Genomic DNA, 24383 nt, shown 5'->3' on the forward strand with positions numbered 1-24383 from the left:
CGCTACGATGGCAGTCGCCCAAGACTTGGAATCAGTGAAATGGCGGCCCGATCTGCGGTTACAATGGTCTGATTTCCGTGCCAAGGTACCCCCCAATGTGATGCCGGCGGCCACAACCGCGAGCGGGATCAGTTATCGCTATTCGGCCAATATGCTCCATCACGAAGTCGATTTGGATTTCGAGGTCAACGCCTTCTTTTATCCGACCGAAAGCTGGTATAAACCCGAAGTTTGCAATGATTTGATCCTTAGTCACGAACAATTGCATTTTGATATTTCCGAGTTGTTCGCTCGCAAAATGCGGTTAAAGCTAAAACGTACTTCTTTTTCAAAGGATGTGAAAAAGGAGGTGCGACAGATTTACAAGGAAATCCTGAAAGAGCTTGCTGATTTTCAAGAACGCTATGATTTCGAGACCGATTTCTCCCGAAATCGGGAAAAACAACTGGAATGGAACCAACGTATTAAGGAAGCCCTAGAAACCGTTCCCAGTGGCGAACAGGAGTAATTCAAGCCAATTTTTCCAAAATTCCGTCCAAGGCGGTCACGACCGTATCCACGTTCGCTTTTGAAAAACAAAGCGGCGGCTTGCTCTTCAATACATTGTTATAAGGACCATCCGTACTGATCAGGATGTGTTGTTGCCGTAAGGCGTTCTTGACCTGTTGTGCCAATGCGGTATGGGGTTGTTTCGTGTGGGGAAAAACCAATTCGACCCCTAAGAACAAGCCCTCCCCCCTGACGTCCCCGATAACCGGATGACGGCCTTTAAGTTCGTTCAGGGCCTCTTGATAGTAGGAGCCCACTTTTTTCGCGTTTAATTGCAACCCTTCTTCCTCAATGACATCAAGCACGGCGAGGCCAATTGCACAAGAGACCGGATTGCCCCCAAAAGAGCTGAAGAACTCCACTCCCTTTTCGAAGGAGGCCGCGATGGCCTTGGTGGTGACCACGGCGCCGATGGGGTGGCCGTTGCCCATGGGTTTGCCAAGAATCACGATGTCAGGGACCACGCCATGGGCCTCGAAACCCCAGAACCATGTACCCAATCGCCCAAATCCGGTTTGCACTTCATCACTGATACACAGTCCACCCTGCTCGCGTATTGCCGGGTACATCGTCTGCAAATATCCAGGGGCCAGGGGTACTTGCCCTCCGCAGCCTACGATAGGTTCACTAATAAAAGCGGCGACCTGATCGATGTTCGCTAGTTCATCTTGGGCGTACTTGGGTCCTGCACTATCTTGATCGGTATACCGGCCCTTGTAGGTATCCGGAAGCATGGCTTTGATGATATGCCCTTTTTGACCCTGGCCTTTGGTATTGTTGTATTTGTAGTGGCTGATGTCGATACCGATCTGCGTGTTGCCATGATAGCCGTGTTCCATGACCATTAGGTTTGGTAGTTGGGTATGGGCCATGGCCAATCGAACTGCCAAATCACTGGCGGCACTTCCCGAATTCACGAAGAACACCTTGCATAAGGACTCCGGGAATTTAGACAAGAGCCGTTCCGCGTAGGTGCCCAACAGGTCGTATACATATCGGGTGTTCGTGTTTAAGCGCGCCATTTGCCCCTGTCCGGCTTCAACTACTTTCGGATGGCAGTGTCCCACATGGGGGATGTTGTTGTAGGCATCCAGAAACGCATTCCCTTCGGTATCATACATGTATTGAAAGGCCGCACCTTCCATCGGAATGGGGTTTCGGTAACTCAAGGACAAACTTCGGCTTAATAGATTCGTCCTTTGTTCCAAGGCCGCATCAAAATCCCAAGAGGGTTCAAGAGTATAGCCACAGGCCTGTAGAAACCGGTCTTCGACCGCCTTGGGGTTCAAGGACAGCCAATGTTTCAGTAGCGCCCAGGCTTGTGCTTCACTACTGATCGCATAGTTGTTCTCAGGGTCGACCTTTTTGGCATGGGCAGCGTTGCAAAGGCTGATGCACAGTCGCGCGGCGATCAGCCAATACAAGAGTTTGAGTTCTTTTGCGTCGAGGGGCAATTCGGCATGATAAGCCTTTAAAAATGGAATCGCCTGAGGCAAAGGATCCTTTTCGAACCGATAGAGGATATAGGTCAGGGCAATGGCCACTTCATGGATCAAGGGGGCATAAACGACGTCTCCGAAATCAATAAGTCCACTTACGCCATCGCCTGATACCAGTACGTTCCATTCATTGGCATCGTTATGGATGACCGCTTTTCGCAGCCCCGGCAATTGAGGAGCCACCTCAAGCTCGAACCGATCCATAAAGTATTGGACGACGGCCCGGTCGTGCGGATTTTCGATATCACTTAGAAAGGGTCGGTTGCGTTGCAATTGCGCAAGGTCCCAGTGGTATACCCGCGCTTCCAGGCAATAGTCCTTAAAATCAACTAATGCGGCGTTGGTCTTGGCCAAGAAGGTTCCTAAAGAGGTCAGCTGTTCTTTTGTGGGTGAAAGCTCGCCCAGAAAGGTTCCTTCGACAAAACTGAGCATGCGACAAATACAGTGCTCCCCTGCTATGGTCGATCGTTTCACATAGGAGCCATCGATAAAGGCTACCGGTTTAGGAAAATCACCAATGGATTCGGAGCGTCCAACGAGATGCAAGAGCAGCTCGTTTTCAGCAACGACCAAATCGAACTGCCCACTTTGTTCGGAATAGGTTTTAAAAATAAAGGTGCCGTTTTCAGCGACGACCTTGTAGTTGCAATTGGCGTATCCGTTGATTTTCTTGACCGACAAGACCTTGAGCCCAAAGGCTTCCGAAACGAATGTTTTCATGCTAGGGTCGGCTTAGACATCACACCTTCGGAAGGCGTCTTTCAAGGCGTCGATCTTATTGTCCCAAGTAACGATGAACTCTTGGGCCACATAGCCCGAAAACCCGGTTTCCAGAATAGCTTTCATGATGGCCGGATAATAAAGTTCTTGGGTTTCATCGATTTCATTGCGCCCGGGAACCCCAGCCGTATGATAATGCCCGAAATAAGGATGGTAATTACGTATGCTTCTGATGATGTCCCCTTCCTGGATCTGCATGTGGTAAATATCGAACAGTAGTTTGAAGTGTTCGCTGCCAAGATGCTTGCAGAGCTCTACCCCCCAAAGGGAATTGTCACACATGTAGTCGGGATGGTTGACTTGGTTGAACAGTTCCATTTGGATCACCACGCCGTGTTTTTCGGCTAGAGGGAGGATCTTCGATAGGCCATCGACGCAGTTTTGCAGCCCGACATAATCGTTCATACCCCTGCGGTTGCCACTGAAGCAGATGAGGTTGGTGTAACCGGCCTCGGCCACTTGCGGAATAATGTCGGTATAGTTGGCGATGAGCTGTTCGTGGTATTTTGGGTCGTTCCACCCTTCGGTCAGGCTGATTTCGGCCCCATTGCACATCGAACAATGGATGTCGTGTTCTTTGAGCAACGGCCAATCTTTCGGTCCGATCAAATCGATGGCTTTGATGCCCAATTGATTCAAGACCTTTAAGAAATCGGCCAACGGGATGTCATCGAAACACCATTGGCAGACGCTGTGGTTGATGTTGTGCTTCAAATCGAAATCCTTAGGGCCGTTCGTGGATTGGGCGATACCGTTGGTAGTAACCATCGCTGCAGAACCCACCGCCGCCGTGGCAATAAAATCGCGTCGTTTCATTGGTGTTGTTTTGTTGAAGAAAGATAGTACTTTCGAAACTGAAATGGAAATGCAACCGGATCCAAGGCGATTACTTGAAATGGCCCATTATCGAATGCCCTATGGAAAATACAAAGGCAGGTATTTGGTCGATCTTCCGTTAGCCTACCTGGTCTGGTTCCGTCAAAAAGGATTTCCTTCCGGAAGGTTGGGCGAACACCTTCAGACGATGCTCGATCTGAAGTCGGACGGGCTGGAGCCCATCATTCGAAAATTACAGCAAGATTTTCCCAAACCCTGACTCGGTTTTCCCACCATAATTCGTACCTTTACGCCCCGTAACGACAACTTCAATCATGGCCGAGACCAAGTATATTTTTGTTACGGGAGGCGTAACATCTTCATTAGGAAAAGGGATTATCGCCGCTTCATTGGCAAAATTACTTCAAGCCAGGGGCTACAAGACCACCATTCAAAAATTAGACCCATATATCAATGTGGATCCAGGTACGTTGAATCCTTACGAGCACGGAGAGTGCTATGTGACCGATGATGGGGCCGAAACCGATTTGGATCTCGGGCATTACGAACGGTTTTTGAACGTTCGTACCTCTCAGGCGAACAACGTCACTACGGGCCGAATCTACCAAAGTGTTATCGAAAAAGAACGACGGGGTGAATTTTTGGGTAAGACCGTGCAAGTCGTACCCCATATCACCAATGAGATCAAGGAACGTGTCCAATTGTTGGGTAAAAGTGGCGACTACGATATCGTCATTACGGAGATCGGAGGTACCGTTGGTGATATCGAGTCCTTACCCTATATCGAAGCCGTACGGCAATTGCTGTGGGAATTGGGTGAGAACAACGGTATCGTCATCCACCTGACCTTGGTGCCCTTTTTGTCGGCCGCCGGTGAATTAAAGACCAAACCCACCCAGCACTCGGTAAAGACCCTGATGGAAAGTGGGATCAAAGCCGATATTCTCGTTTGTCGCACCGAACACGATATTTCAAACGATAAACGCGAGAAACTGGCCTTGTTCTGTAATGTAAGCAGGGAAGCCGTAGTGCAATCCATTGACGCGTCAACGATTTATGATGTGCCGATTTTGATGCAGCAGGAGGGCTTGGATACGGTCGCCCTGAAAAAATTGGCCTTGTCGGACGCCATGGATCCCGATCTTTCGCATTGGCGGGAATTTCTAAAGAAACACAAAAACCCCAAGAGCGAAGTGACCATTGGGCTCATCGGAAAGTATGTCGAGCTGCAGGACTCTTATAAATCCATCTTGGAATCCTTCATCCATGCCGGCGCGGCCAATGAAGTGAAGGTCAAGGTGCGATCCATCCATTCCGAACACCTTTCGGAAAGCGATATCGACAAAAAATTGATGGGCTTGGACGGATTGCTGGTTGCCCCGGGCTTCGGGGAGCGGGGTATTGAAGGTAAGATATTGGCCGTGCGTTATGCCCGTGAAAACAACATGCCGTTTTTGGGCATCTGTCTAGGAATGCAAATGGCGGTCATCGAGTTCGCCCGAAACGTGCTGGGCTTGGAGGGTGCCAATTCGACCGAGATGGACGAGCGCACGCCATATCCGGTCATCAACTTGATGGAAGAGCAGAAATCCGTAACCAACAAAGGCGGAACCATGCGTTTAGGGGCTTGGGATTGCGAATTGACCGACGGTTCCTTGGTAAAGGAAGTGTATCAGGGGGAATCGAAAATCGCCGAAAGACACCGCCATCGTTACGAGTTCAACAACGCTTATCGGGAAGAAATGGAAGCGGCCGGCTTGGTCGCATCGGGAATCAATACCGAAACCGATTTGGTCGAGATCGTCGAATTGCCGTCGCACCCATGGTTCGTTGGGGTACAATACCATCCTGAATACAAAAGTACGGTCGCCAATCCGCATCCTTTGTTCGTTGGTTTCGTCAAAGCGGTACTGGCCCAAAAACTACAACAAACTAATGCCAGTTTGGCATAAACTCCACTTTTGGACATATATTTGCGAGCCTTTGGGCACGATACACCTTAGATAAGACACGTTCATGGAAGAAAAGAAGTTGGATGTCAATTCCATTATCGGATTCGTTCTGATTTTCGGAATCCTCATATTCTGGTTTTATATCACCAAACCGACCCCTGAAGAACTCGAGGCCGAAAAGGCAAAACAAGAACAGCTTGATGCCGCCGCCCAGGAAGAGCAAATGACCCCTGAAACACCCGTGGCCGAACCGGTTTTGGATTTACGGGATTCCACTGCGGTAGCCGAATACCAAAGTGCCATTGGGGCCTTCGCTTTCACCAAACCTTCGGAAGGCAATACCATCTTGGAAAATGAAGTGCTCTATCTCGAAATCGCGAACAAAGGGGCGCAGATCGTCGAAGCCAAAATGAAAAGCTTCGTCGATTACGATTCCGTACCTATTTATTTGGTCAAAGATGGGAATGCCAATTTCGACCTTTCGTTTTCAACCACTGATAATCGGGTATTGAGCAGCAACGACCTCTATTTTGAGCCCTCGTTGACCAAGAACGGTGACAACCAAGTACTTTCCATGAAGGCCAAAGTATCGGAGACCCGCTTCTTAGAGTATCGATACGAAATGAAGCCCGACGAGTATTTGGTCGATTTTACCATCCGTACCCAAGACATGGGTTCGGTGTTGAATGCCTCCAAACCGGTCGATCTTCTATGGCAATTGAAAGGGATCCGGCACAATAAAAGCGTGCAATACGAAAACCGGTACACGCGCTTGACCTATAAGCATGACGGGGGCAAAATCAGCAAACTGTCCGAAAATAGTGATCTCGATGAAGAGACCGAGGTCGATATCAATTGGTTGTCGTACCGGCAACACTTTTTCAGTTCGATATTGGCAACAGGAACACACTTCAAAAGCGCTGACTTGACCTCAGAGAACCTGGTCGAGGAAGAAAGTAAAGAGACCAAGTTCACCAAAGCCTACACCACCAAGACCACTTTGGACTATCAGGCCGGAGAACTTTCACAAAACATGCATTGGTACTACGGACCCACCGATGCCCGGGTACTTGATGATTATCAAGATTTGGGCCTTGTGGATTCCATACCGTTCGGTTGGGGTATTTTCGGATGGATCAATCGTTTTGTGTTCACGCCCTTTTACGCCTTTTTAAGTGGTTTTCTACCCTACGGTATCGCGATTATCGTCATGACCATCCTTGTTCGATTGGCCTTATCACCGGTGACCTACAAATCCTACCTTTCACAGGCTAAGATGAAAGTCTTGAAGCCCGAGATTACGGAGCTTAACGAAAAGTACAAGGACAACGCCATGAAGAAGCAACAGGAAACCATGAAGTTGTACAACAAGGCAGGGGTGAGCCCAATGAGTGGGTGTATACCGGCTCTTTTACAATTGCCTATATTCTATGCCTTGTTCATGTTTTTCCCCACCTCGTTCTCTTTACGGCAAAAGTCCTTCTTATGGGCTGAGGATTTGAGTTCGTATGATACCATTTTCAATTTACCTTTTTCGATACCGTTTTATGGCGATCACGTAAGTCTGTTCCCTATTTTGGCATCGATCGCGATTTTCTTTTACATGACCTTGACCACAGGGCAAACGATGCAGATGCAACAACAACCGGGGATGCCGAACATGAAGTTCATCATGTATCTTTCACCCTTGTTGATGTTGTTTTTCTTCAACAATTACGCCAGTGGGTTGAGTTTGTATTACTTCATTTCGAATTTGATCACGATCTTCATCATGTTGGCGATCAAGAACTATATTTTGGATGAGGATAAAATCCACGCCCAGATACAGGAAAACAAAAAGAAGCCCAAAAAGGAAAACCGCTTTCAAAAAAAGATGCGCGAAATGATGGAAGAGGCCGAGGCCCAAAAGCGTTCCGGCAGAAGAAAATAAGGCTCAAGTTAAACCTTTCATGAAAGGTGTGGTCTAAACAAGAAAACACCGAGCTATGAACGTTTTGAAATACCTATTGCCCTTTTTCCTGGCGCTATTGTTCCTTCCCATCGAAGCCGAAAGCCAAGTAGTGCGCCGCAAGCGTACGGTGGTGGTCACCAAGAAAGGCAACAAACGCATTACCCGAAGACAAGTCAGGCACGTTAATCGCCGCAACAGGTATCGTACGGTACGACGCCTACCGGCAGGTACCCGAACCATCGTGTATCGCAATGTAAGTTACCGTCCCGTACGTGGGGTCTACTTCGTACGTAGGGGAGGGGTGTATGTAAGGACCCGTCCACCCTTGGGTTTTCGGATCGCGAGGTTGACCGGCGCGATGCTCCGCCTATCAGTGAGGGGAGTGCCCTATGCCTATTCGGAAGGGGTGTTTTACCAAGAATCCGATGAGGGTTTCGAAGTGGTTGCCCCACCAAAAGGTGCGGTCATCGATACACTTCCCGAAGGGGCCGAAAGCATGTTGTTGGAAGACATGACCGCCTACGAACTCTACGAAACCTTATATCAGGAAACGGATGCGGGCTATGAGGTCATCGGTACCTTAGACGACTTCGAATAAAGAACGGTTCGTTCCGATTACATTAATTTCAGGTTTTTCAACGATGAACGGTTACGGTTCATCCAATTCGCGGCTTACTCTCAAAAAATAATAGTGTGCCTTGTTTGGTTTGTGGCTACCCAAACATGGATTTCCTATGCCTATGGTATCAACTTAAAATAGGATACTATGCAAGAAACAATGACACTAAAAAGAAAGCCGGCTTTTCGAATTGATCGAAACCAACGAGCACCCTTCCTTTGGGTTTTCCTTATCTGTTGCCTACAGACCCTATGGGCACAGCATCAAGAAATGCCAGGTGTACTGGCCGTCTGTTCGGGATCGGACATCGATTATTGTGATGCCTCTGACGACATCGATTATAACTTTTATTGGCAAGAGATGTGGGGGGTCAATGGATCTCCTTTCTTTTCAGGGGCTTCCCATGGCGGGTTTAGCTTGACGGAGTATGAAGACGGTACGGCTTTGATCCAAGGAACCACCGTTCAAGGCAGCTGCACCTTAACGGTGCATATCGTTTTAAAAGACCGTAAGGATTGGGAGGCCTGGTCCGCAAACGGAGGTGGATTCAAAAACCAAGGATGTTCCAATCCCGATAAGACCGAATTGACCTATTACATCATCGATGCTGCCCAAAGTTTCGTAGAAGCCACAGGTGGGGACTGTTTGGAAGAAGGGACCTTTATCGTGAGCCAGCGGCCTGATCCCAATACGGACACCACCGCGATTTACGGAACCCAAAAAGGAGTGGGTGCCGCTTTATTCGACACCGACACCCAGGCAGTTGGAATTTCAGGTTGGGGTTTTATGGGGCCGGAAGATGATAAAAAGCGCTGGAACATCGACTTCAACTTTTTGCTGGCGTGTTCCGATCAATGTACCGATGATACGCAAGAACAGGTGGTCATTTGCCCAGGTGCCGATTATTTTTGGGAACGTACCGGCAGCTCCTACACCTTGGCCGATAGCCCGGTGACGGTTACCCTTCAAGATGACAATGGATGCGATTACTCGGCTACCTTGATCATTGAGGAACATCCTGAACACGAACCGGTTCAAGAAGAAGTCGTGCTCTGTGCGAATACGGAATACCAATGGGCATTGACCGGCGAGACGTATAACCCCGCCGATAGCCCGGTCATAGTGACCCTACAGGATGCGAATGGATGTGATTACCAGGCAACGCTGGTCATCAACACCTATCCTGAAACGCAAGCTGTGGAGGACCAAGTGACCATTTGCCCGGACACGGATTATTTTTGGGAACGCAGCGGTAGTACATACACGCTCGCAGATAGCCCGGTGACGATTAGCTTACAGGATGACAATGGCTGCCCGTATACGGCGACCTTGGTCCTTAACGCGTATGGGTCTGAAGATGCTGACGACAAACCCATAGATGCCGCTTGTTTGGAAGACGATGTACTTATTTTGCCCTATTTTGGCGACGACACCCAAGTTAGGATTACCTTTTTAAACAAGTTGGTCGATGATCAAGGCAATGGACTGGGGTATAAATTCCGCTTACGGAACGGTACGGAGACCGCGGTAACGAATGTTGAAGTGCGTGTAGGCGCAGCTGCCCCGATTTACAGTATCGAAACGATTCCGGCACGTACGGAAGTGTTTTTCATCCATGATGCCCCCATTGCCGGATTGACCATGTTCTGGGATGGTGGTAGCAAAGGTACCGCCTCGACGAACGAGACCAATACAAAGACCTCTTGCGGAACGTTTGAGGATCATCAAGGGAAATGTCCTGGTGATGAGGAGATGCCACCGCCAACGGAAAAGGCAGGTGAAGGCATTGCAATGACGGTTTACCAACAACCGTTCTCAGGAGCGATATCGATGGAATTGGAAATGCCCTACGCCAGCGAGGTGTTGGTCGAGTTTATGGATTTAGGTGGAAGAATGGTAAAAAAGGAACCGATGAAAGCCTATTCCCCAGGAACGCATAGTGCACAATTCGATGTGCGTCACCTGGCCACCGAAGTCCATCTATTACGGATAACGACCCAGCGGGAAACCATTACCAGAAAAGTAATCATTAGGAGGTAAAAAAAAACTTCCCCGCCTGGGCGGGGAAGCTTCTACCACTATAGGTATCGTTTGGAAAGATTCGGGATTTCAAAGATGGCACCGAATTCGTTCCTAAAAAATTAATAGTTGTCAATTGCCCCATTTTAGATGGTAAAAAGAACCTCTTTTGATGTGTCATCGACGAACGGTAAAGGCCTGTAAAAACAGGAGCTCCCAAATCATCGATGAAATGCACTATTTAACAAGAAAAATCTTTCGAAAAAAGAAAAGGCCTCCACGTTGGAGGCCTTTTTAATTTGAATTGGTACGGTCTAATTTTCCGTATCAGGAAGCATCACCTGGTTCAACACATGGATGACCCCATTGTTCGCTTGAACATCGACAGCGATAATTCCGATACCCATATTTCCGGCTCCATCGGTAACATCGGCGATATTCGGATCGGTACCTGGCAAGTTGATCGTAATGGCATCACCTTCCAAGGTGGCAGGTGAAATTCCATCGGTCAAATCCCCAGAACGCACATTACCGGAAACCACGTGGTGGTTCAAAACGGCAGTTAAGGTCGCTTCATCAATATCGGTAACCATTTCTACGGACAGGGCGGTCAACAAATTACTGAACGCCATATCGGTCGGAGCGAAAACGGTAAATGGTCCGGCCCCGCTCAATACACTGACGAAATCGGTTGCAGGGGTGCCCTCGGTCAATGCAGTGACCAATGGAGCGAATGTGGGATCGGCAACGGCGAAGGTAACAACGCTTGGCAAATCGATAACGGCATCGACCGCATGAACGACACCATTGGTAGCGACCACGTCGGCAATCACGACATTACTAGACCCGTTAATGGTGACCCCATCGTCTACATTGATATACTGGCTTAAGAAATCACCATCGGCATTAGTGCCTAAGGTATTCACATAGCTGTTTGATAGTCCATCGGAAAAGGCGGCAACTCCTGAAATGACGTGATTCGAAAGCACGTTATTGATATCGTTCCCGTTCGGGTTAGTAAAGGCGGTAAAGGCATCATTGACCGGAGCGAATACGGTAAAATCGGTCAACGGACTTGACAACAACGAGGTAAAGGTGGTGTTGCCTCCATCAGTAAGTGCACCTACCAAAGAAGAAAGCGCTGGATTGGCCAAGGCATGGTCAACAATGGTTGGCAAGCCGATAACGCCGTTGACGATATGAACGACTCCGTTGTCGGCAGTAACATCCGCCGTTGAAACGGTAGCCACCCCATTGATTTCAACACCGCTTGTCGTATCTACGAACAAGCTCAAGTTACGTCCGGAAACTCCCGAAGTCGAAAGGCTTGAAATATATCCGGTGCTCAGGTCGCCAGAGGTGTTCGTGCCGCTGACCACATGGTTCAACAACACCTGGGTCAATACGTCGGTCGGAATGTCATCTAAAGAAGCGAAGCCGTTGGTTGTCAAGAACGCCGTGAATGCCTCATTGGTAGGGGCAAAAACGGTAAAAGGTCCATCGCCTTGTAAGGTTTCGACCAAATTGGCAGCGGTCAATGCTTCGACTAAAATGCTAAGGTCATTGGTAGCCAATGCGAGGTCGACAATAGTAGTGGTGTCCATCGGAGTGTCGTCCGGATTCGAATCATCGTCATCGGAACATGAGGTGAACAAGATTACGGCCGCCATAAGTGACCATCCCATAATTTTTGAAAATCGTTTCATACAATCGTTTTTAAATAAGTGTTGTTTAACAAAAATGTTTAATGTTTTATCAAATGGTTTGTCTGGAAATCAACGAGTTAGCTTGATTAATAACATAAGTAATTGAAATACAGTTTCATATGAAAAACATCATAAAGATATTTTGTTTAATAAAAGGTTGCTTTGGTTAAACAAAAATTAATAAATGTTTAACAATTGGTTTGAAAGATTGAACAGGATAGTGACTTGATTGTGTGTGCTTTGCGGCCAAAGACCCCAATGGTGTTGCGAAATGGAATTTGTATTTTTGCAGTGATTTTTAATGCTATGGGAGAAAAAGTAGTAGTTGGACTTTCGGGAGGTGTTGATTCCAGTGTGGCAGCTTATTTACTGAAAGAAGCGGGCTATGAGGTCATCGGTCTTTTCATGAAGAATTGGCATGATGATTCCGTGACCATTTCCGAAGAATGTCCTTGGCTCGAAGATAGCAACGACGCATTGATCGTAGCCGAAAAGCTGGGCATACCCTTTCAAACCATCGATTTGAGTAAAGAGTATAAAGAGCGTATCGTTGACTATATGTTCAATGAATATGAAATGGGGCGCACCCCAAATCCAGATGTACTTTGCAACCGTGAGATCAAATTCGATGTGTTTTTGAACATCGCATTGCAATTGGGTGCCGACTACGTGGCGACAGGTCATTATTGTCGCAAGGATACCGTGACCGATGCGGAAGGTAACCCGGTACACCGTCTTTTAGCCGGGCGTGATGGAAACAAAGACCAATCCTACTTTTTATGCCAACTCTCACAAGGGCAACTTGCCAAAACCTTGTTTCCGATCGGGGAGCTGACCAAACCCCAAGTGCGTGAAATCGCCGCGGCCAATGGATTGATAACGGCAGATAAAAAAGATTCGCAAGGCCTGTGTTTTATCGGAAAGGTACGCCTGCCCGAATTCTTACAACAAAAATTGAAACCGAAGAAAGGTGTAATCGTAGAGATTCCTTCCGACGCCGAACAGTTCCAAGCGGTGCGTAACGAGTTTGAAACGAAATTGGACGAATTGAGTTATCATGCCGAGAAACCGCGGTACTTGGTGACCGATGGTCGGGTCGTAGGTGAGCACCAAGGGGCGCATTACTTTACCAAGGGACAGCGAAAAGGATTGGACGTCGGCGGAACCAAGGAACCGCTTTTCGTTCTGGAAACCGATGTCAACGAAAATGTTATTTACACAGGACAGGGCAAATCGCATCCCGGATTGTACCGACGTACCCTTTTTGTCAAGGATGCCGAGTTGCATTGGGTACGCGAAGATATGCGACTTCCATTGGATGGGATTATGAAAGTCAAAGCACGGATCCGCTACCGACAAGAATTGCAAGAGGCCACTTTATACAAGGTTTCCGGAGGAATGTATGTCGATTTTGAAAAGCGACAATCAGCCATTACGGAAGGACAATTCGTCGCGTGGTATCAGGAAGATGAATTGATCGGTTCTGGGGTAATTGCGTAAGAATGGAACAAAATAGGATAACCCGACTTTTTAATATCCAACATCCGATCATCCAAGCTGGGATGATTTGGGCTAGTGGATGGAAATTGGCATCCGCAGTCTCTAATGCCGGAGGTTTAGGCCTTTTGGGGGCGGGAAGTATGTACCCTGAAGTACTCTTGGAGCATATCAAAAAATGCAAGGAGGCTACAACCAAGCCTTTTGGGGTCAACGTACCCATGTTGTACCCTGACATCGACCGCTTGATGCAGATCATCGTTGATGAAAATGTAAAGATCGTCTTTACTTCGGCGGGAAATCCGAAGACATGGACCCCATTCCTTAAAAAAAAGGGCATCACCGTAGTTCATGTGGTCAGCAGTGTCAAATTTGCCCAAAAAGCCGAGGCCGCTGGCGTAGATGCTATTGTCGCTGAAGGTTTCGAGGCCGGCGGTCACAATGGAAGGGATGAGACCACGACCTTTGTTTTATTGCCCGCTGTTCGCGAGGCCGTCCGATTGCCTCTGATCGCCGCTGGAGGTATCGCGACAGGAAAACAGGTGTTGGCGGCCATGGTGCTGGGTGCCGATGGGGTACAGGTCGGCAGTCGATTCGTGGCCAGTGAAGAAGCCTCTTCCCATCTCGCTTTTAAAAATGCCGTTATAGAAGCCGGTGAAGGAGCGACCCAATTGACCCTTAAAGAGCTGGCCCCTGTCCGCCTTTTGAAGAACAAGTTTTACGAGCAGGTCATGGCGGCCTATGATCGCGGTGCCTCGACCGATGAACTGAAAGCGGTTTTGGGGCGTGCAAGGGCCAAAAAAGGCATGTTCGAAGGAGACTTGGAAGAAGGTGAACTGGAAATCGGACAGGTAGCCGCCCTAATCCATAAGATCAAGCCGGCCGCTACTATTATTGACGAGTTAATGGCGGGCTATTACCAAGCGATCGATGAACTGCACTGATCGTACTTGCACCTTTCTCCAGGTTTTTTACATTTGTCGGTAATGAAAAAACGGGTCCTCACTTTGGTTTTTTTGCTGTGCATGCAAGGAATGATCGCCCAGATCGAACGCGACAAGATGTTGCATTTCGTCGGGGGCAATCTTTATGGACTGGCAGGGGCCGGAATTGCCAAACAAATTTCGGACGGCAATCGGTTCTGGACCTTCGCCGGTGCTGTTGGGGGCAGCTTGCTGATCGGTTTGGGCAAGGAAGCCGTGGATTCCAGCCAACGACCCGGTGGCTGGGACAACGATGACCTATTGGCCACGGTATTGGGGGGTACGACCGTAGGATTTACCATCGATATCTTCACCAATCATAAGAGAAACAAACAAAGACGGGTAGCCAAATCCCAGGACGGGCAATTACGATGGTATACCGGAGCGTTGGCGACGACATCCCTACCCATGGAATGGCGGTATCAGCGATTACCGGCATTGAACACCTTGTCTTTATCGAAGCAGCTAACGGAGTAGGAAACCCAATCGGCGATTATGTTTTATTTCGCAGTTGATATTTTAGGCACCATCGCTTTCGCCATATCAGGGGTTTTGGTCGCCATGGAAAAACGTCTTGATCCTTTCGGCGTGCTCATCATCGCCTTTGTCACTGCAATCGGTGGGGGAACCCTCAGGGATATGTTGATCGGGAATACCCCGGTGGTTTGGATGCAAGATCTGACCTACGTAGTGACTATTGTGGCCACTGTCGTATTCGGGGTCCTGTTTGCGAAACAACTGGCGTATCTGCGCACCTCCTTGTTTCTTTTTGATACCATAGGTATCGGACTCTATACCCTTGTGGGGATCGAAAAAGGGATCGATGCCGGCTTGTTACCGGTAATGTGCATTGTGTTGGGAACCATTACAGCCAGTTTCGGAGGGGTGATCCGTGATATTCTTTGCAATGAAATCCCTGTAATTTTCCGAAAGGAAATTTATGCCACGGCCTGTATCCTTGGGGGCAGTAGTTATTTCTTGTTCCTGAAGTTGCCGATTGAGCAACCGATCGCCTATGCGTTAGGTATCGCAATGGTCATCGGCCTGCGTTTGGTTGCCGTTCGTTTTGGGATCAAACTCCCCAATATCTATCGGAAGTCCTAGGTGCTACAACACTTCCGCTTTTAGGATATACACGTTTTGCATGGGCCATTCACCCTGATCGACCGGTACTTGATTGATGCGGTCGACAACGTCCATACCGTCGATGACCCGGCCGAAAGGAGTGTAATCACCATCCAAGTGGTATGATCCCGGTTGGGTAACAACGATAAAGAACTCATAGGGTGAGGCCAATTTATGCGGATTGTCCCTTTCACTGCTCGGCATTGAAATCGTACCCCTATGGTGTTTGTGGCCTTTGCGGGTGTCGGGCGGAAGGAGATAGCGTCCTATCTTCCTGCGCTTCGAAGCCGTTTCGGTATTATCGGCATTGCCCCCTTGAATGATAAAATCCTTGACCACCCGGTGGAACATGGTGTTGTCGAAATACCCCGCTTTGGCCAAATAAATGAAATTCGCCTTGTGATACGGAACGTTTTGGTAGAGTTCTATGGTAAAACTGCCCATGCTGGTGGTCAATTTTACCCGATTTTCCTTGGTGTTTTTGGCATAATCGAAAAAGAAGTCGATGGCATTCGCTTCGGTCAGTTGAAAAGCCTCTTCGATCGGTTCTTGGGTGACTGCGGTGTCCGTCCGTTTTTCAATCGTATCTTTGGCCTCTGTTTCGGCGACCTGATCCGCTGTTTTTGCCGTTTTACGGTCTGAGCAGGACGAAAAGGCCACACAGATGATGACGATAAGTAAATAGGGTTTTCTAAACATGAAGTTCGACGAATTTAGCAAACAGGTCTTAAAAGTAAAAAATCTGCCATTGCCGGGTGAGGAATCGCATTATAAAATGGAGCCCGAAATCCGTAAGGCGTGGCGTGAGAAGCGGTCAAAGCCGTCACACCGACCCAAAGAAGCCGCGGTTATGGCGGTTTGCTATGCCGATTCGAATGGGTTCACGAATTTGCTCTTGATTTTAAGAAAGACCTATCAAGGGGTCCATTCGAATCAGATCGGCTTCCCAGGGGGTAAGGTTGAAAACGAAGATCGGGATCTGATGCATACCGCTTTGCGCGAAACCCATGAAGAGGTCGGTATCGCCCCAGAGCGATTGACCGTTCTTAAATCATTGACCCAAGTATACATCCCACCGAGTAATTTTTTGGTCCAGCCCTTCTTGGCCATAGCCGAAGGCCCCATGACTTTTGTCAAACAGCAAGAGGAGGTCGAGGCCTTGGTCGAGGTTCCTTTGGTCGACATCATGGATGATACCAATCGCATCGCACAACAACTTTCTACATCCTATGCCCAAAATATTTCGGTACCGGCCTTTAAATTAAATGGTTACGTGGTTTGGGGAGCTACGGCCATGATGTTGAATGAAATCAGGGATTTATTTAAGAAGTCGCTTTAAACCTGATTTTGTATTTTAGGATATTCAAAACAGCACATGGGGATTTTCAAGACCAACCCGTTCGGGCATAACCTATTCCTAAAGAAATGGTTGATTCGTGTCATGGGCATGATGACGCACCAACGCTATAAACAGTTCAATAAACTCGAGATCATGGGGTCCGAAGTGATACGGAACCTCCCCGACAAGAAGGTGTTGTTCGTTAGCAACCATCAGACCTATTTTGCGGATGTAGTCGCCATGTTCCATGTATTCAATGCCAGTTTAAGTGGGAGGGAAGACAACATCAAGAACCTAGGCTACCTGTGGTCTCCGAAACTCAACATTTACTATGTAGCGGCAAAGGAGACCATGAAAAAAAGTTTACTCACCAAACTGTTGGCCTATGCCGGTTCGATCAGTATCGAACGCACTTGGAGGGCCGATGGTAAGGATGTGAACCGTCAGGTCAAAATGAGTGATATCACCAGTATTGGAACGGCCCTTGACGATGGTTGGGTCATCACGTTTCCCCAAGGAACGACCAAACCCTGGAAACCCCTTCGAAAAGGAACGGCCCATATCATCAAGCGCTATAAACCCGTAGTAGTACCGGTGGTCATAGACGGCTTTCGGCGATCATTCGATAAGAAAGGGCTCTACATCAAGAAAAAAGGGATCTTACAATCCATGCATATCAAAGAACCGCTCGACATTGATTACGATGAAGAATCGATCGACCAGATCATGGAAAAATTAGAGTATGCCATAGAACAGCACCCTTCTTTTTTGAAAGTGATCCCGCAAGAAGATCTGTTGGCCTATGAAGAGGAAAACAGGCAGCGGCAATGGCGCTACTAAACTTCCAACTTTTTCAATTCATTGTAGTTGTCATTCAATCGCTTGAGCAGGATACCGTAAATCAGTCGATAGAACAACCAAAGGAGAAAGGCGAAAAATAAGATGCCTCCAAGAAGCAAGGCCCCTACGACGAACCAAACCCCTATGGTCTGATCGGCTTGGGCGATACGGCTGGCCAATTCCTCATCCGGATTGAAAATGACGATCTCAAAGAAGACCACGATCATCATTACCGAGAATAAGATCAAATTGAACCAGACATACTGCATCACCGTTTTACGAGTAACGATGATTTTTTTCATCAGGTTGCGTGCCGAATCGGTGACCGTAATCTGTTTGTAATTTTGATAGAACTTGAATATGAAATAGATGATGATCAGATAACTTAAAATCTCCAAGGAAAGTTCGACCCCTCTCATCAGTTCGGCCCCATTGCCGGTCAATTGCTCGCTGGTACGTGGTAGAAACGCCATCGCGATCCAAAACAGGAATTCGGCCACACTGATATAGAATATCCATTTGACCATAGAAGATGATTTTTTCCAAATCATCTTATAAATCTCTTCATAGCTGAGCTTTGGAAGCTGGGCTTCCTGCTTTTGCCAATCTTTCTTTAAGAGTTCCAGTTCGTCCATCATAGTTTATGGATTTAGAATGGTTCTTAGTTTGTTTTTAATTCGATTCATCTTGACCCGGGCATTCACTTCAGTAATACCTAAGGTCTCGGCGATTTCCGAATAGTCTTTGTCTTCCAAATAAAGAAAAACCAAGGCTTTGTCGATATCCCCTAGTTGTTTGACCGCGTTATACATCAATTTCAATTGACGTTCTTGGGTGTCATCGTATTCGTCGGCCTTGATTTTGAAAATTACCGATTCATAATCTTGGGTTTGAATGCGCTTTTTTGATTTACGATACAACGTAATAGCCGTATTCAAAGCGACCCGGTACATCCAGGTGCTGAATTTCGAATCACCCCGAAACTTCGGATAGGCCTTCCAAAGTTGAATGGTAATTTCCTGGAACAGGTCCTTATGTGAATCCCTATCATTGGTATAGAGACTACAAACCTTGTGAACAATGTTTTGATTGTTCTCAAGTTCGGTCACGAATTGGTGTTCCAGTTCTTTGTTCACAAACAGGGTTGGTAGTTTATGGATTAGTAGTCAAAAGTGTGGTTTTGTTACAACTTTTATTTGCGATAATCCAATGGCGGTGGTCGGTCGCCGAGTAGGGGTTGATACACGAAATCGGCCCCACGTCGTTCATCGAATTCGATTTTGGCTTGCTGGATCAAGGAGTCGTCCTGAAAAAGATCCATGGCCGTGGCGACAAGGGTCTTGGCCGCGACCATCATGCCTTTGGTACCGATACTGGTACCTCCCGCCGCAACCGCCTGCCAACTGTGTGCCGGGGTTCCCGGTACCCAGGTGGCGGTTCCAAAACCTACGGTAGGTACGACGAAACTCACATCGCCCACATCGGTCGATCCGTAGGCCCTAGCCTGTTCTTTGTAGGGCTGTACCACCAAGGCACGTTGCTCATTGAGTCCGGGTTGCCCTAAGGTCTTGGCGATTTTATTCCCGAATTCCCGTTCCTCGTCCGTATAGGAAATGCCCCCGATTTCGGAGAGGTTGTCATGCACCAACTTTTGGAGCACCAGGTTCGGAAGCAGTTCGTGTACCCCATTGACCAATTCATATTCCATAGTGGTCCCAGTACCTAGGGCGGCCCCTTCACCGGCTTTTACGATGCGTTCGAAAATACCGCGCAACACATCACGACGGTTGTGTCGGGCATAGTAATACACTTCGGCGAAATCAGGCACCACGTTCGGGGCCTTACCCCCATCGGTAATGACGTAGTGTATGCGGGCTTCCTGGGGGATATGTTCGCGCATCATATTGACCATGGCGTTCATGGCTTCAACCCCGTCCAGTGAGGAGCGCCCCATATGGGGAGCGCCTGCGGCGTGGGCTGAAACGCCGTGGAACCGGAACTTCGCACTCATATTGGCCAGGGCAGCCGCCGCACTTGCGGCGTTTGCCGAACTCGGGTGCCAATGCAAGGCTACATCCACATCATCAAAAAGCCCTTCTCGGGCCATATAAACCTTGGCACCACCGCCTTCTTCGGCAGGGCAACCGTAAAAACGGATGGTACCCGCTATGGTATTGGTTTTCATCCAGTCTTTCAGCGCAATGGCCGCTGCGGCCGAAGCGGTCCCGAAGAGATGGTGGCCACAAGCATGTCCTGCCGGTCCTCCGGCCGATTGTTTTTCAGGAACGGCATTTTGCGAGAGGCCCGGCAAGGCATCGAATTCCCCTAAAATGGCGATGACCGGATACCCGGTCCCATAAGATGCCGTGAACGCCGTCGGCATGTCAGCTACCCCGCTGTCGATTTGGAAACCGGCATCGGCCAAGGTGCGTTGTAAGAGTGCCGAACTTTTTTCCTCTTGATAACCCATTTCGGCCAATTCCCATATTTGTAGGGCGATCTCACCATATTTGGCGTGTTGGTCCCCAAGTTTCTGCAAGACCTCCGTCTTGTTGTTTTGGGCCGTTGAAGGGCCTGCTATTAAGCAAAAAACGAAAAGGGTGGAAAGTATGCGGTACATAAGGTTGATTTTGGTCTTTGATAAAGATACTAAAATCAGCTTCCGTTGGCTGTGATGCTAGCTGGCATATCGTTAAATTTGCTTTTTCACTCATCTATGAATATTCCGCAATCAAGTTTCCCTAGGGTCATCATTATCGGTGGTGGTTTCGGTGGGATTTCCTTGGCTAAAAAGTTAAGCCGACAAGAATTCCAGGTCGTTCTGATCGACAAGCACAATTACCACACTTTCCAACCGCTGTTATATCAAGTCTCCACAGGGGGCTTGGAGCCCGATTCGATCGCCTATCCGATACGCAAGGTATTGCAAGGCTATCCGAACTTCTTTTTTCGGTTGACCGAAGTATTGGATGTCGATACGGCTGCGAACGAAGTCCATACCACCATCGGGAATTTAAAGTTCGATTACTTGGTCGTGGCTACCGGTTCGAAGACCAATTATTTCGGAAATGAAGGCATCGCTAAAAACAGCATGGCGATGAAGACCATCCCGCAATCGTTGAACTTACGAAGCCTAATCCTGGAAAACTTCGAGCAAGCCCTATTGACCGATGACCTGCACGAACGTGAGGCCTTGATGAATTTCGTCATCGTGGGGGGTGGCCCCACGGGGGTTGAGCTGGCAGGGGCCCTGGCCGAGATCAAAAAGGGGATTTTACCCAAAGACTATCCGGATCTCGATACCCGGCGTGCCCAAATCAACTTGGTACAGGGCGGGGACCGTATTCTACCGGCGATGAGCGAGATCGCTTCCAAAAAAGCGGAAGATTTCCTCGAAGGTCTGGGGGTCAATGTGTGGAAGGAAATCCGAGTCACGGATTATGACGGCAAAACGGTGACCACGAATACCGACACCCGTTTTGAAACGGCCACCATGGTGTGGGCAGCAGGGGTAGAAGCGGTTAGTATAAAAGGGCTTGATGCCAAGGAAATCTTAAGTCGGGGTAAACGACTGAAAGTGAATGAATTCCATCAAGTGGAAGGATTTGAACACATCTTCGCCATCGGGGATGTAGCAGAAATGACCTCAGAAGCTTATCCGTACGGTCACCCGATGATGGCCCAGCCTGCCATGCAGCAAGGGGATAACCTGGGGAGCAATTTGGTGCGGATGTTGAATGGAAAACCCATGAAACCCTTCAAATACAATGATAAAGGAAGTATGGCCACGGTGGGGCGCAACAAGGCGGTCGCCGATCTACCCAAATTCAAATTCCAAGGAATTTTCGCTTGGTTCGTCTGGATGTTCGTTCACCTTTACTTCTTGATCGGTTTTCGAAATCGGGTGGTGGTCTTTATCAATTGGGTCTACAATTACATCAAGTTCGATCGCGAAGCCCGACTGATCATCAGACCCTATAAAAAACGGGCTTAGGTCATTTTTGTTTGAACACGGCGGCCTGGTAGGGGAGCAGTTGGATCCGATCTTCCGATAAACAAGGATTTGGGTCGTTAGATACGAGCAGTTCCCAACCCTGCTCCGAAATACCCTCAAGGGTGAAAGCCTTTTCTTGCGTTGCGAAATTCAAGGTCACCAAATACCGCCCATCCCCATGGTTTCGGTAATACGCATATATGGCTTCGTCGTCTTCCATGAGCAATTCATAGGCTCCATAGACTAATCCTAAATGTGATTTCCGTAACCGAACCATTTTTTTGAAATAGGACAAGACCGAATCGGGATCCCCCTCTTGGTCGGCCACGTTCACTCCTTTACGATGGTTGGTGTTGAGCGAAATCCAAGGTTCTGAAGCACTAAATCCTGCATTCTGGCCCGAATCCCACTGCATCGGGGTACGCGCGTTATCCCTAGAGGCTTCTTTTTCGTTGGCTATGAAATCTTCAAGGGCGATACCCTCTTGTTGTAACAATTCGAAACGGTTCAAGGTATTGATGTCACGGTATTGATCGATATGATCGAAGCGCACGTTGGTCATACCGATTTCATCACCAAAATAGATATAGGGCGTACCTCGCATCGTCAACAAAAAGGTCTGCAATAACGTCGCCGAACGATGCCAAAATGCCTCGGAGTCATTGCCCCATCGACTCACGCTGCGCGGAAAATCATGGTTGCTGAGGTACATACTGCCCCATCCTTTTTCGGCGAAAACGGTATCCCAAGACGAATGGACGTTTTTGAACTCGGTCAGTTTCCAACGATCTTTACGCATCCAAAAAACCTCGTCCCCATCCCGATCGAGGGCCATCAGATCAAAATGAAAGAACATGTTGAGTTCTTCCCGATCTTCATCCACAAAATCGAGCGCTTGATCGAGGTCTACCCCTGGGGCTTCCCCAACGGTCATCGCATCGTACTTGCTGATCACTTCGCGATTCATTTCATGCAAGAATTCGTGTAATCGGGGTCCGTTGGCGTAAAAAGGAACGAAATTGCCCCCAAAATGTTCGGGAAGTTCAGGATAGGCAATATCTTTTGAGATAAACGGAATCACATCCATCCGAAAGCCATCGACCCCTTTTTGGAACCAAAAATGGAGAATATCGTGGATTTCTTGGCGAACTTTAGGGTTTTCCCATTTGAGGTCGGGTTGTTTGGTCGAGAAGTAATGAAGGTAATAGGCATCGGTTTGGGCGTCGTATTTCCATGCATCGCCGTCAACATCGAAATAACTCCATCGTTTCGGGGGCGTTCCTTTTTCAGCGGGCCACCAATGGTAATAATTACGATAGGGGTTTTCCCTTGACTTTTTCGATTCTTGGAACCAATAATGCTCATCGCTGGTATGGTTGGCCACGAGATCCATGACCAATTTCAATCCTCTTTCTTTCATACCCGCCAAAAGCGCATCAAAATCGTCCATGGTACCGAATTCGGGCATAATGCTTCGATAATCACTGATATCATAGCCGTTGTCGTCGTTCGGAGAGGCATAGATGGGGCAAAGCCAAACGATATCGACCCCAAGGCTTTGGATGTAATCCAATCGATTGATAATACCGCGAAGGTCGCCTACCCCGTTGCCGGAACTGTCTTGAAAACTTCTGGGGTATATTTGATAGACAACCCCTTCTTTCCACCATGATCGTTTTGTTCGGTCCATTCAAGAATTTTGAAAACCAAAGATATTCGATTAGGTCGGAATTCAAGAGGACAAAATGGGCTCAATTCCGGTTTCTAGGATGGTAGCGTTGCAAGGCGTCGGCCAAATGGGTACGATCTACATGCATGTACACTTCGGTGGTCGTAATACTCTCATGTCCCAGCATTTGTTGAATGGCCCTAAGGTCGGCACCTCCTTCGAGCAAATGGGTCGCGAACGAATGCCTAAAGGTATGTGGACTGACCGTTTTCTTAATGCCACTTGCCTCGGTCAAGCGCCGTACAATGGTAAAGATCATAGCACGCGTCAATTGTTTGCCGCGCCTGTTCAAAAATAGGATGTCTTCATGACCGGCCACAATGGTTTGGTGCGACCGCACCAAATTCCGATAGGTGGTAATATAGGCCATACAACTTCTATTGATCGGTACGAAACGTTGTTTGGACCCTTTACCGGTTACCTTGATGAACCCCTCTTCAAAGTAGAGGTCCGATAGTTTAAGTTGTATTAATTCCGACACGCGTAGGCCACAACCATAAAGGGTCTCAATGATCGCCCGGTTGCGTTCACCTTCCGGTTTCGATAGGTCAATGGCCCCAATTAGGGTATCGATTTCTTCGGTACTAAGGGTATCGGGAAGTTTGCGGCCGATTTTCGGCGATTCGATCAGGTCCATTGGATTGTCGGTGCGGTATCCTTCAAAAACCAAAAACGTAAAAAAGCCCTTTAGGGCGGAAATGATGCGCGATTGGGATCTTGGGTTGAGTTCTTTGGCCACTTCATAAATGAAGCGTTGCAAAACGTCTTTTCCAATCGCCAGTGGCCCGATGTTGATTTGATGCGCTTCTAAAAACCCAAGCAATTTGCGCAGATCCAACCCATAATTCTGCAAGGTGTTCTTCGAAAGCCCACGTTCGATTTGCAGGTATTGTTGATAGTCGGCAAGGGCTTGGTTCCATTTCACCCTTTAAAAATAGCAAAACGGAGTGTGAACCGAAGGTAT

22 protein-coding genes are annotated in these 24383 nt (G+C 48.1%); 13 read left to right on the top strand and 9 right to left on the bottom strand.

Annotated elements, in window-relative coordinates:
- Positions 1 to 7 precede the first annotated feature (7 nt).
- Positions 8 to 508, top strand: coding sequence for a DUF922 domain-containing protein (locus ABV409_RS13795; RefSeq protein WP_353878203.1), 501 nt, complete (start codon positions 8 to 10; stop codon positions 506 to 508).
- Between the two features lies 1 nt (position 509).
- Here the strand turns inward: ABV409_RS13795 and ABV409_RS13800 are convergent, their stop codons facing one another.
- Positions 510 to 2768: an aminotransferase class III-fold pyridoxal phosphate-dependent enzyme gene (locus tag ABV409_RS13800; protein ID WP_353878204.1), complete on the bottom strand. Its 2259-nt coding sequence runs from the start codon at positions 2766 to 2768 to the stop codon at positions 510 to 512.
- Between the two features lie 12 nt (positions 2769 to 2780).
- On the bottom strand, positions 2781 to 3644 hold the full coding sequence (locus ABV409_RS13805) for a hydroxypyruvate isomerase family protein (RefSeq protein WP_353878205.1): 864 nt from the start codon (positions 3642 to 3644) through the stop codon (positions 2781 to 2783).
- A 43-nt stretch (positions 3645 to 3687) separates the two neighbouring features.
- On the opposite strand from ABV409_RS13805, the gene ABV409_RS13810 reads away from it, so the two are divergent.
- The 5 genes from ABV409_RS13810 (at position 3688) to ABV409_RS13830 (ending at position 10227) form a co-directional block, all read left to right on the top strand.
- A complete protein-coding gene (locus tag ABV409_RS13810; RefSeq protein ID WP_353878206.1) occupies positions 3688 to 3924 on the top strand; it encodes a DUF3820 family protein in 237 nt (78 codons plus the stop codon).
- A 55-nt stretch (positions 3925 to 3979) separates the two neighbouring features.
- Positions 3980 to 5617: a CTP synthase gene (pyrG, locus tag ABV409_RS13815; protein WP_353878207.1), complete on the top strand. Its 1638-nt coding sequence runs from the start codon at positions 3980 to 3982 to the stop codon at positions 5615 to 5617.
- Positions 5618 to 5681: 64 nt separating this feature from the next.
- On the top strand, positions 5682 to 7547 hold the full coding sequence (gene yidC / locus ABV409_RS13820; protein ID WP_353878208.1) for a membrane protein insertase YidC: 1866 nt from the start codon (positions 5682 to 5684) through the stop codon (positions 7545 to 7547).
- 55 nt (positions 7548 to 7602) lie between these two features.
- Positions 7603 to 8166, top strand: a complete 564-nt coding sequence (locus tag ABV409_RS13825) for a DUF6515 family protein (RefSeq protein ID WP_353878209.1) — start codon at positions 7603 to 7605, stop codon at positions 8164 to 8166.
- A gap of 168 nt (positions 8167 to 8334) precedes the next feature.
- Positions 8335 to 10227, top strand: coding sequence for an SP85-like N-terminal domain-containing protein (locus ABV409_RS13830; protein WP_353878211.1), 1893 nt, complete (start codon positions 8335 to 8337; stop codon positions 10225 to 10227).
- Between the two features lie 293 nt (positions 10228 to 10520).
- Here the strand turns inward: ABV409_RS13830 and ABV409_RS13835 are convergent, their stop codons facing one another.
- Positions 10521 to 11912, bottom strand: a complete 1392-nt coding sequence (locus tag ABV409_RS13835; RefSeq protein ID WP_353878212.1) for a fasciclin domain-containing protein — start codon at positions 11910 to 11912, stop codon at positions 10521 to 10523.
- 306 nt (positions 11913 to 12218) lie between these two features.
- Between ABV409_RS13835 and mnmA the strand changes: the two genes are divergently transcribed.
- From mnmA to ABV409_RS13855, 4 genes are read left to right on the top strand one after another with little or no spacing between them, the layout of a single operon-like run.
- Complete coding sequence (mnmA, locus tag ABV409_RS13840; RefSeq protein WP_353878213.1) at positions 12219 to 13412, top strand: tRNA 2-thiouridine(34) synthase MnmA; 1194 nt, start codon at positions 12219 to 12221, stop codon at positions 13410 to 13412.
- Between the two features lie 2 nt (positions 13413 to 13414).
- The gene (locus ABV409_RS13845; RefSeq protein WP_353878214.1) at positions 13415 to 14353 is read left to right on the top strand and encodes an NAD(P)H-dependent flavin oxidoreductase; all 939 of its coding nucleotides are present in this window, start codon (positions 13415 to 13417) and stop codon (positions 14351 to 14353) included.
- Positions 14354 to 14395: 42 nt separating this feature from the next.
- Positions 14396 to 14869, top strand: a complete 474-nt coding sequence (locus ABV409_RS13850; RefSeq protein ID WP_353878215.1) for a hypothetical protein — start codon at positions 14396 to 14398, stop codon at positions 14867 to 14869.
- Positions 14870 to 14887: 18 nt separating this feature from the next.
- Positions 14888 to 15496 carry a trimeric intracellular cation channel family protein gene (locus ABV409_RS13855; protein WP_353878216.1) on the top strand — a complete coding sequence of 203 codons (609 nt, stop codon included), beginning with the start codon at positions 14888 to 14890 and terminating at the stop codon, positions 15494 to 15496.
- Positions 15497 to 15499: 3 nt separating this feature from the next.
- On the opposite strand, the gene ABV409_RS13860 is transcribed toward ABV409_RS13855, so the two are convergent.
- A complete protein-coding gene (locus tag ABV409_RS13860) occupies positions 15500 to 16216 on the bottom strand; it encodes a peptidylprolyl isomerase (protein ID WP_353878217.1) in 717 nt (238 codons plus the stop codon).
- Here ABV409_RS13860 and ABV409_RS13865 point away from each other — a divergent pair.
- A complete protein-coding gene (locus tag ABV409_RS13865) occupies positions 16215 to 16856 on the top strand; it encodes an NUDIX hydrolase (RefSeq protein WP_353878218.1) in 642 nt (213 codons plus the stop codon). The two genes, ABV409_RS13860 and ABV409_RS13865, sit on opposite strands and share 2 nt — an antisense overlap.
- A 36-nt stretch (positions 16857 to 16892) precedes the next feature.
- Positions 16893 to 17696 (top strand): lysophospholipid acyltransferase family protein, encoded by an 804-nt coding sequence (locus tag ABV409_RS13870; RefSeq protein ID WP_353878219.1) that lies wholly within the window; start codon positions 16893 to 16895, stop codon positions 17694 to 17696.
- Here the strand turns inward: ABV409_RS13870 and ABV409_RS13875 are convergent.
- From ABV409_RS13875 to ABV409_RS13885, 3 genes are read right to left on the bottom strand one after another with little or no spacing between them, the layout of a single operon-like run.
- Positions 17693 to 18331 carry a DUF8845 family protein gene (locus ABV409_RS13875; protein ID WP_425590010.1) on the bottom strand — a complete coding sequence of 213 codons (639 nt, stop codon included), beginning with the start codon at positions 18329 to 18331 and terminating at the stop codon, positions 17693 to 17695. The two genes, ABV409_RS13870 and ABV409_RS13875, sit on opposite strands and share 4 nt — an antisense overlap.
- Before the next feature lie 6 nt (positions 18332 to 18337).
- Entirely contained in the window at positions 18338 to 18832 is a 495-nt protein-coding gene (locus tag ABV409_RS13880) for an RNA polymerase sigma factor (RefSeq protein ID WP_353878221.1), read from the bottom strand.
- Positions 18833 to 18888: 56 nt separating this feature from the next.
- Complete coding sequence (locus tag ABV409_RS13885; protein WP_353878222.1) at positions 18889 to 20316, bottom strand: amidohydrolase; 1428 nt, start codon at positions 20314 to 20316, stop codon at positions 18889 to 18891.
- Between the two features lie 96 nt (positions 20317 to 20412).
- On the opposite strand from ABV409_RS13885, the gene ABV409_RS13890 reads away from it, so the two are divergent.
- Positions 20413 to 21690 carry an NAD(P)/FAD-dependent oxidoreductase gene (locus tag ABV409_RS13890; RefSeq protein ID WP_353878223.1) on the top strand — a complete coding sequence of 426 codons (1278 nt, stop codon included), beginning with the start codon at positions 20413 to 20415 and terminating at the stop codon, positions 21688 to 21690.
- Between the two features lies 1 nt (position 21691).
- Here ABV409_RS13890 and ABV409_RS13895 read toward each other — a convergent pair whose 3' ends face one another.
- Together ABV409_RS13895 and xerD are read right to left on the bottom strand one after the other, a co-directional pair.
- Complete coding sequence (locus ABV409_RS13895) at positions 21692 to 23380, bottom strand: glycoside hydrolase family 13 protein (protein WP_353878224.1); 1689 nt, start codon at positions 23378 to 23380, stop codon at positions 21692 to 21694.
- Positions 23381 to 23441: 61 nt separating this feature from the next.
- Positions 23442 to 24344: a site-specific tyrosine recombinase XerD gene (gene xerD, locus ABV409_RS13900; protein ID WP_353878225.1), complete on the bottom strand. Its 903-nt coding sequence runs from the start codon at positions 24342 to 24344 to the stop codon at positions 23442 to 23444.
- Positions 24345 to 24383 lie beyond the last annotated feature (39 nt).

Origin of the sequence: Flagellimonas algarum (genome assembly GCF_040513375.1) — a bacterium.
Classification (GTDB): Bacteria; Bacteroidota; Bacteroidia; order Flavobacteriales; family Flavobacteriaceae; genus Flagellimonas_B; species Flagellimonas_B algarum.

Bases quoted from the DNA above. Each gene is read 5' to 3' on its own strand.
- ABV409_RS13795 (WP_353878203.1), top strand. From the start codon at position 8: ATGGCAGTCGCCCAAGACTTGGAATCAGTGAAATGGCGGCCCGATCTG.
- ABV409_RS13800 (WP_353878204.1), bottom strand. From the start codon at position 2,768: ATGAAAACATTCGTTTCGGAAGCCTTTGGGCTCAAGGTCTTGTCGGTC.
- ABV409_RS13805 (WP_353878205.1), bottom strand. From the start codon at position 3,644: ATGAAACGACGCGATTTTATTGCCACGGCGGCGGTGGGTTCTGCAGCG.
- ABV409_RS13810 (WP_353878206.1), top strand. From the start codon at position 3,688: ATGGAAATGCAACCGGATCCAAGGCGATTACTTGAAATGGCCCATTAT.
- pyrG (WP_353878207.1), top strand. From the start codon at position 3,980: ATGGCCGAGACCAAGTATATTTTTGTTACGGGAGGCGTAACATCTTCA.
- yidC (WP_353878208.1), top strand. From the start codon at position 5,682: ATGGAAGAAAAGAAGTTGGATGTCAATTCCATTATCGGATTCGTTCTG.
- ABV409_RS13825 (WP_353878209.1), top strand. From the start codon at position 7,603: ATGAACGTTTTGAAATACCTATTGCCCTTTTTCCTGGCGCTATTGTTC.
- ABV409_RS13830 (WP_353878211.1), top strand. From the start codon at position 8,335: ATGCAAGAAACAATGACACTAAAAAGAAAGCCGGCTTTTCGAATTGAT.
- ABV409_RS13835 (WP_353878212.1), bottom strand. From the start codon at position 11,912: ATGAAACGATTTTCAAAAATTATGGGATGGTCACTTATGGCGGCCGTA.
- mnmA (WP_353878213.1), top strand. From the start codon at position 12,219: ATGGGAGAAAAAGTAGTAGTTGGACTTTCGGGAGGTGTTGATTCCAGT.
- ABV409_RS13845 (WP_353878214.1), top strand. From the start codon at position 13,415: ATGGAACAAAATAGGATAACCCGACTTTTTAATATCCAACATCCGATC.
- ABV409_RS13850 (WP_353878215.1), top strand. From the start codon at position 14,396: ATGAAAAAACGGGTCCTCACTTTGGTTTTTTTGCTGTGCATGCAAGGA.
- ABV409_RS13855 (WP_353878216.1), top strand. From the start codon at position 14,888: ATGTTTTATTTCGCAGTTGATATTTTAGGCACCATCGCTTTCGCCATA.
- ABV409_RS13865 (WP_353878218.1), top strand. From the start codon at position 16,215: ATGAAGTTCGACGAATTTAGCAAACAGGTCTTAAAAGTAAAAAATCTG.
- ABV409_RS13860 (WP_353878217.1), bottom strand. From the start codon at position 16,216: ATGTTTAGAAAACCCTATTTACTTATCGTCATCATCTGTGTGGCCTTT.
- ABV409_RS13870 (WP_353878219.1), top strand. From the start codon at position 16,893: ATGGGGATTTTCAAGACCAACCCGTTCGGGCATAACCTATTCCTAAAG.
- ABV409_RS13875 (WP_425590010.1), bottom strand. From the start codon at position 18,331: ATGGACGAACTGGAACTCTTAAAGAAAGATTGGCAAAAGCAGGAAGCC.
- ABV409_RS13885 (WP_353878222.1), bottom strand. From the start codon at position 20,316: ATGTACCGCATACTTTCCACCCTTTTCGTTTTTTGCTTAATAGCAGGC.
- ABV409_RS13890 (WP_353878223.1), top strand. From the start codon at position 20,413: ATGAATATTCCGCAATCAAGTTTCCCTAGGGTCATCATTATCGGTGGT.
- ABV409_RS13895 (WP_353878224.1), bottom strand. From the start codon at position 23,380: ATGGACCGAACAAAACGATCATGGTGGAAAGAAGGGGTTGTCTATCAA.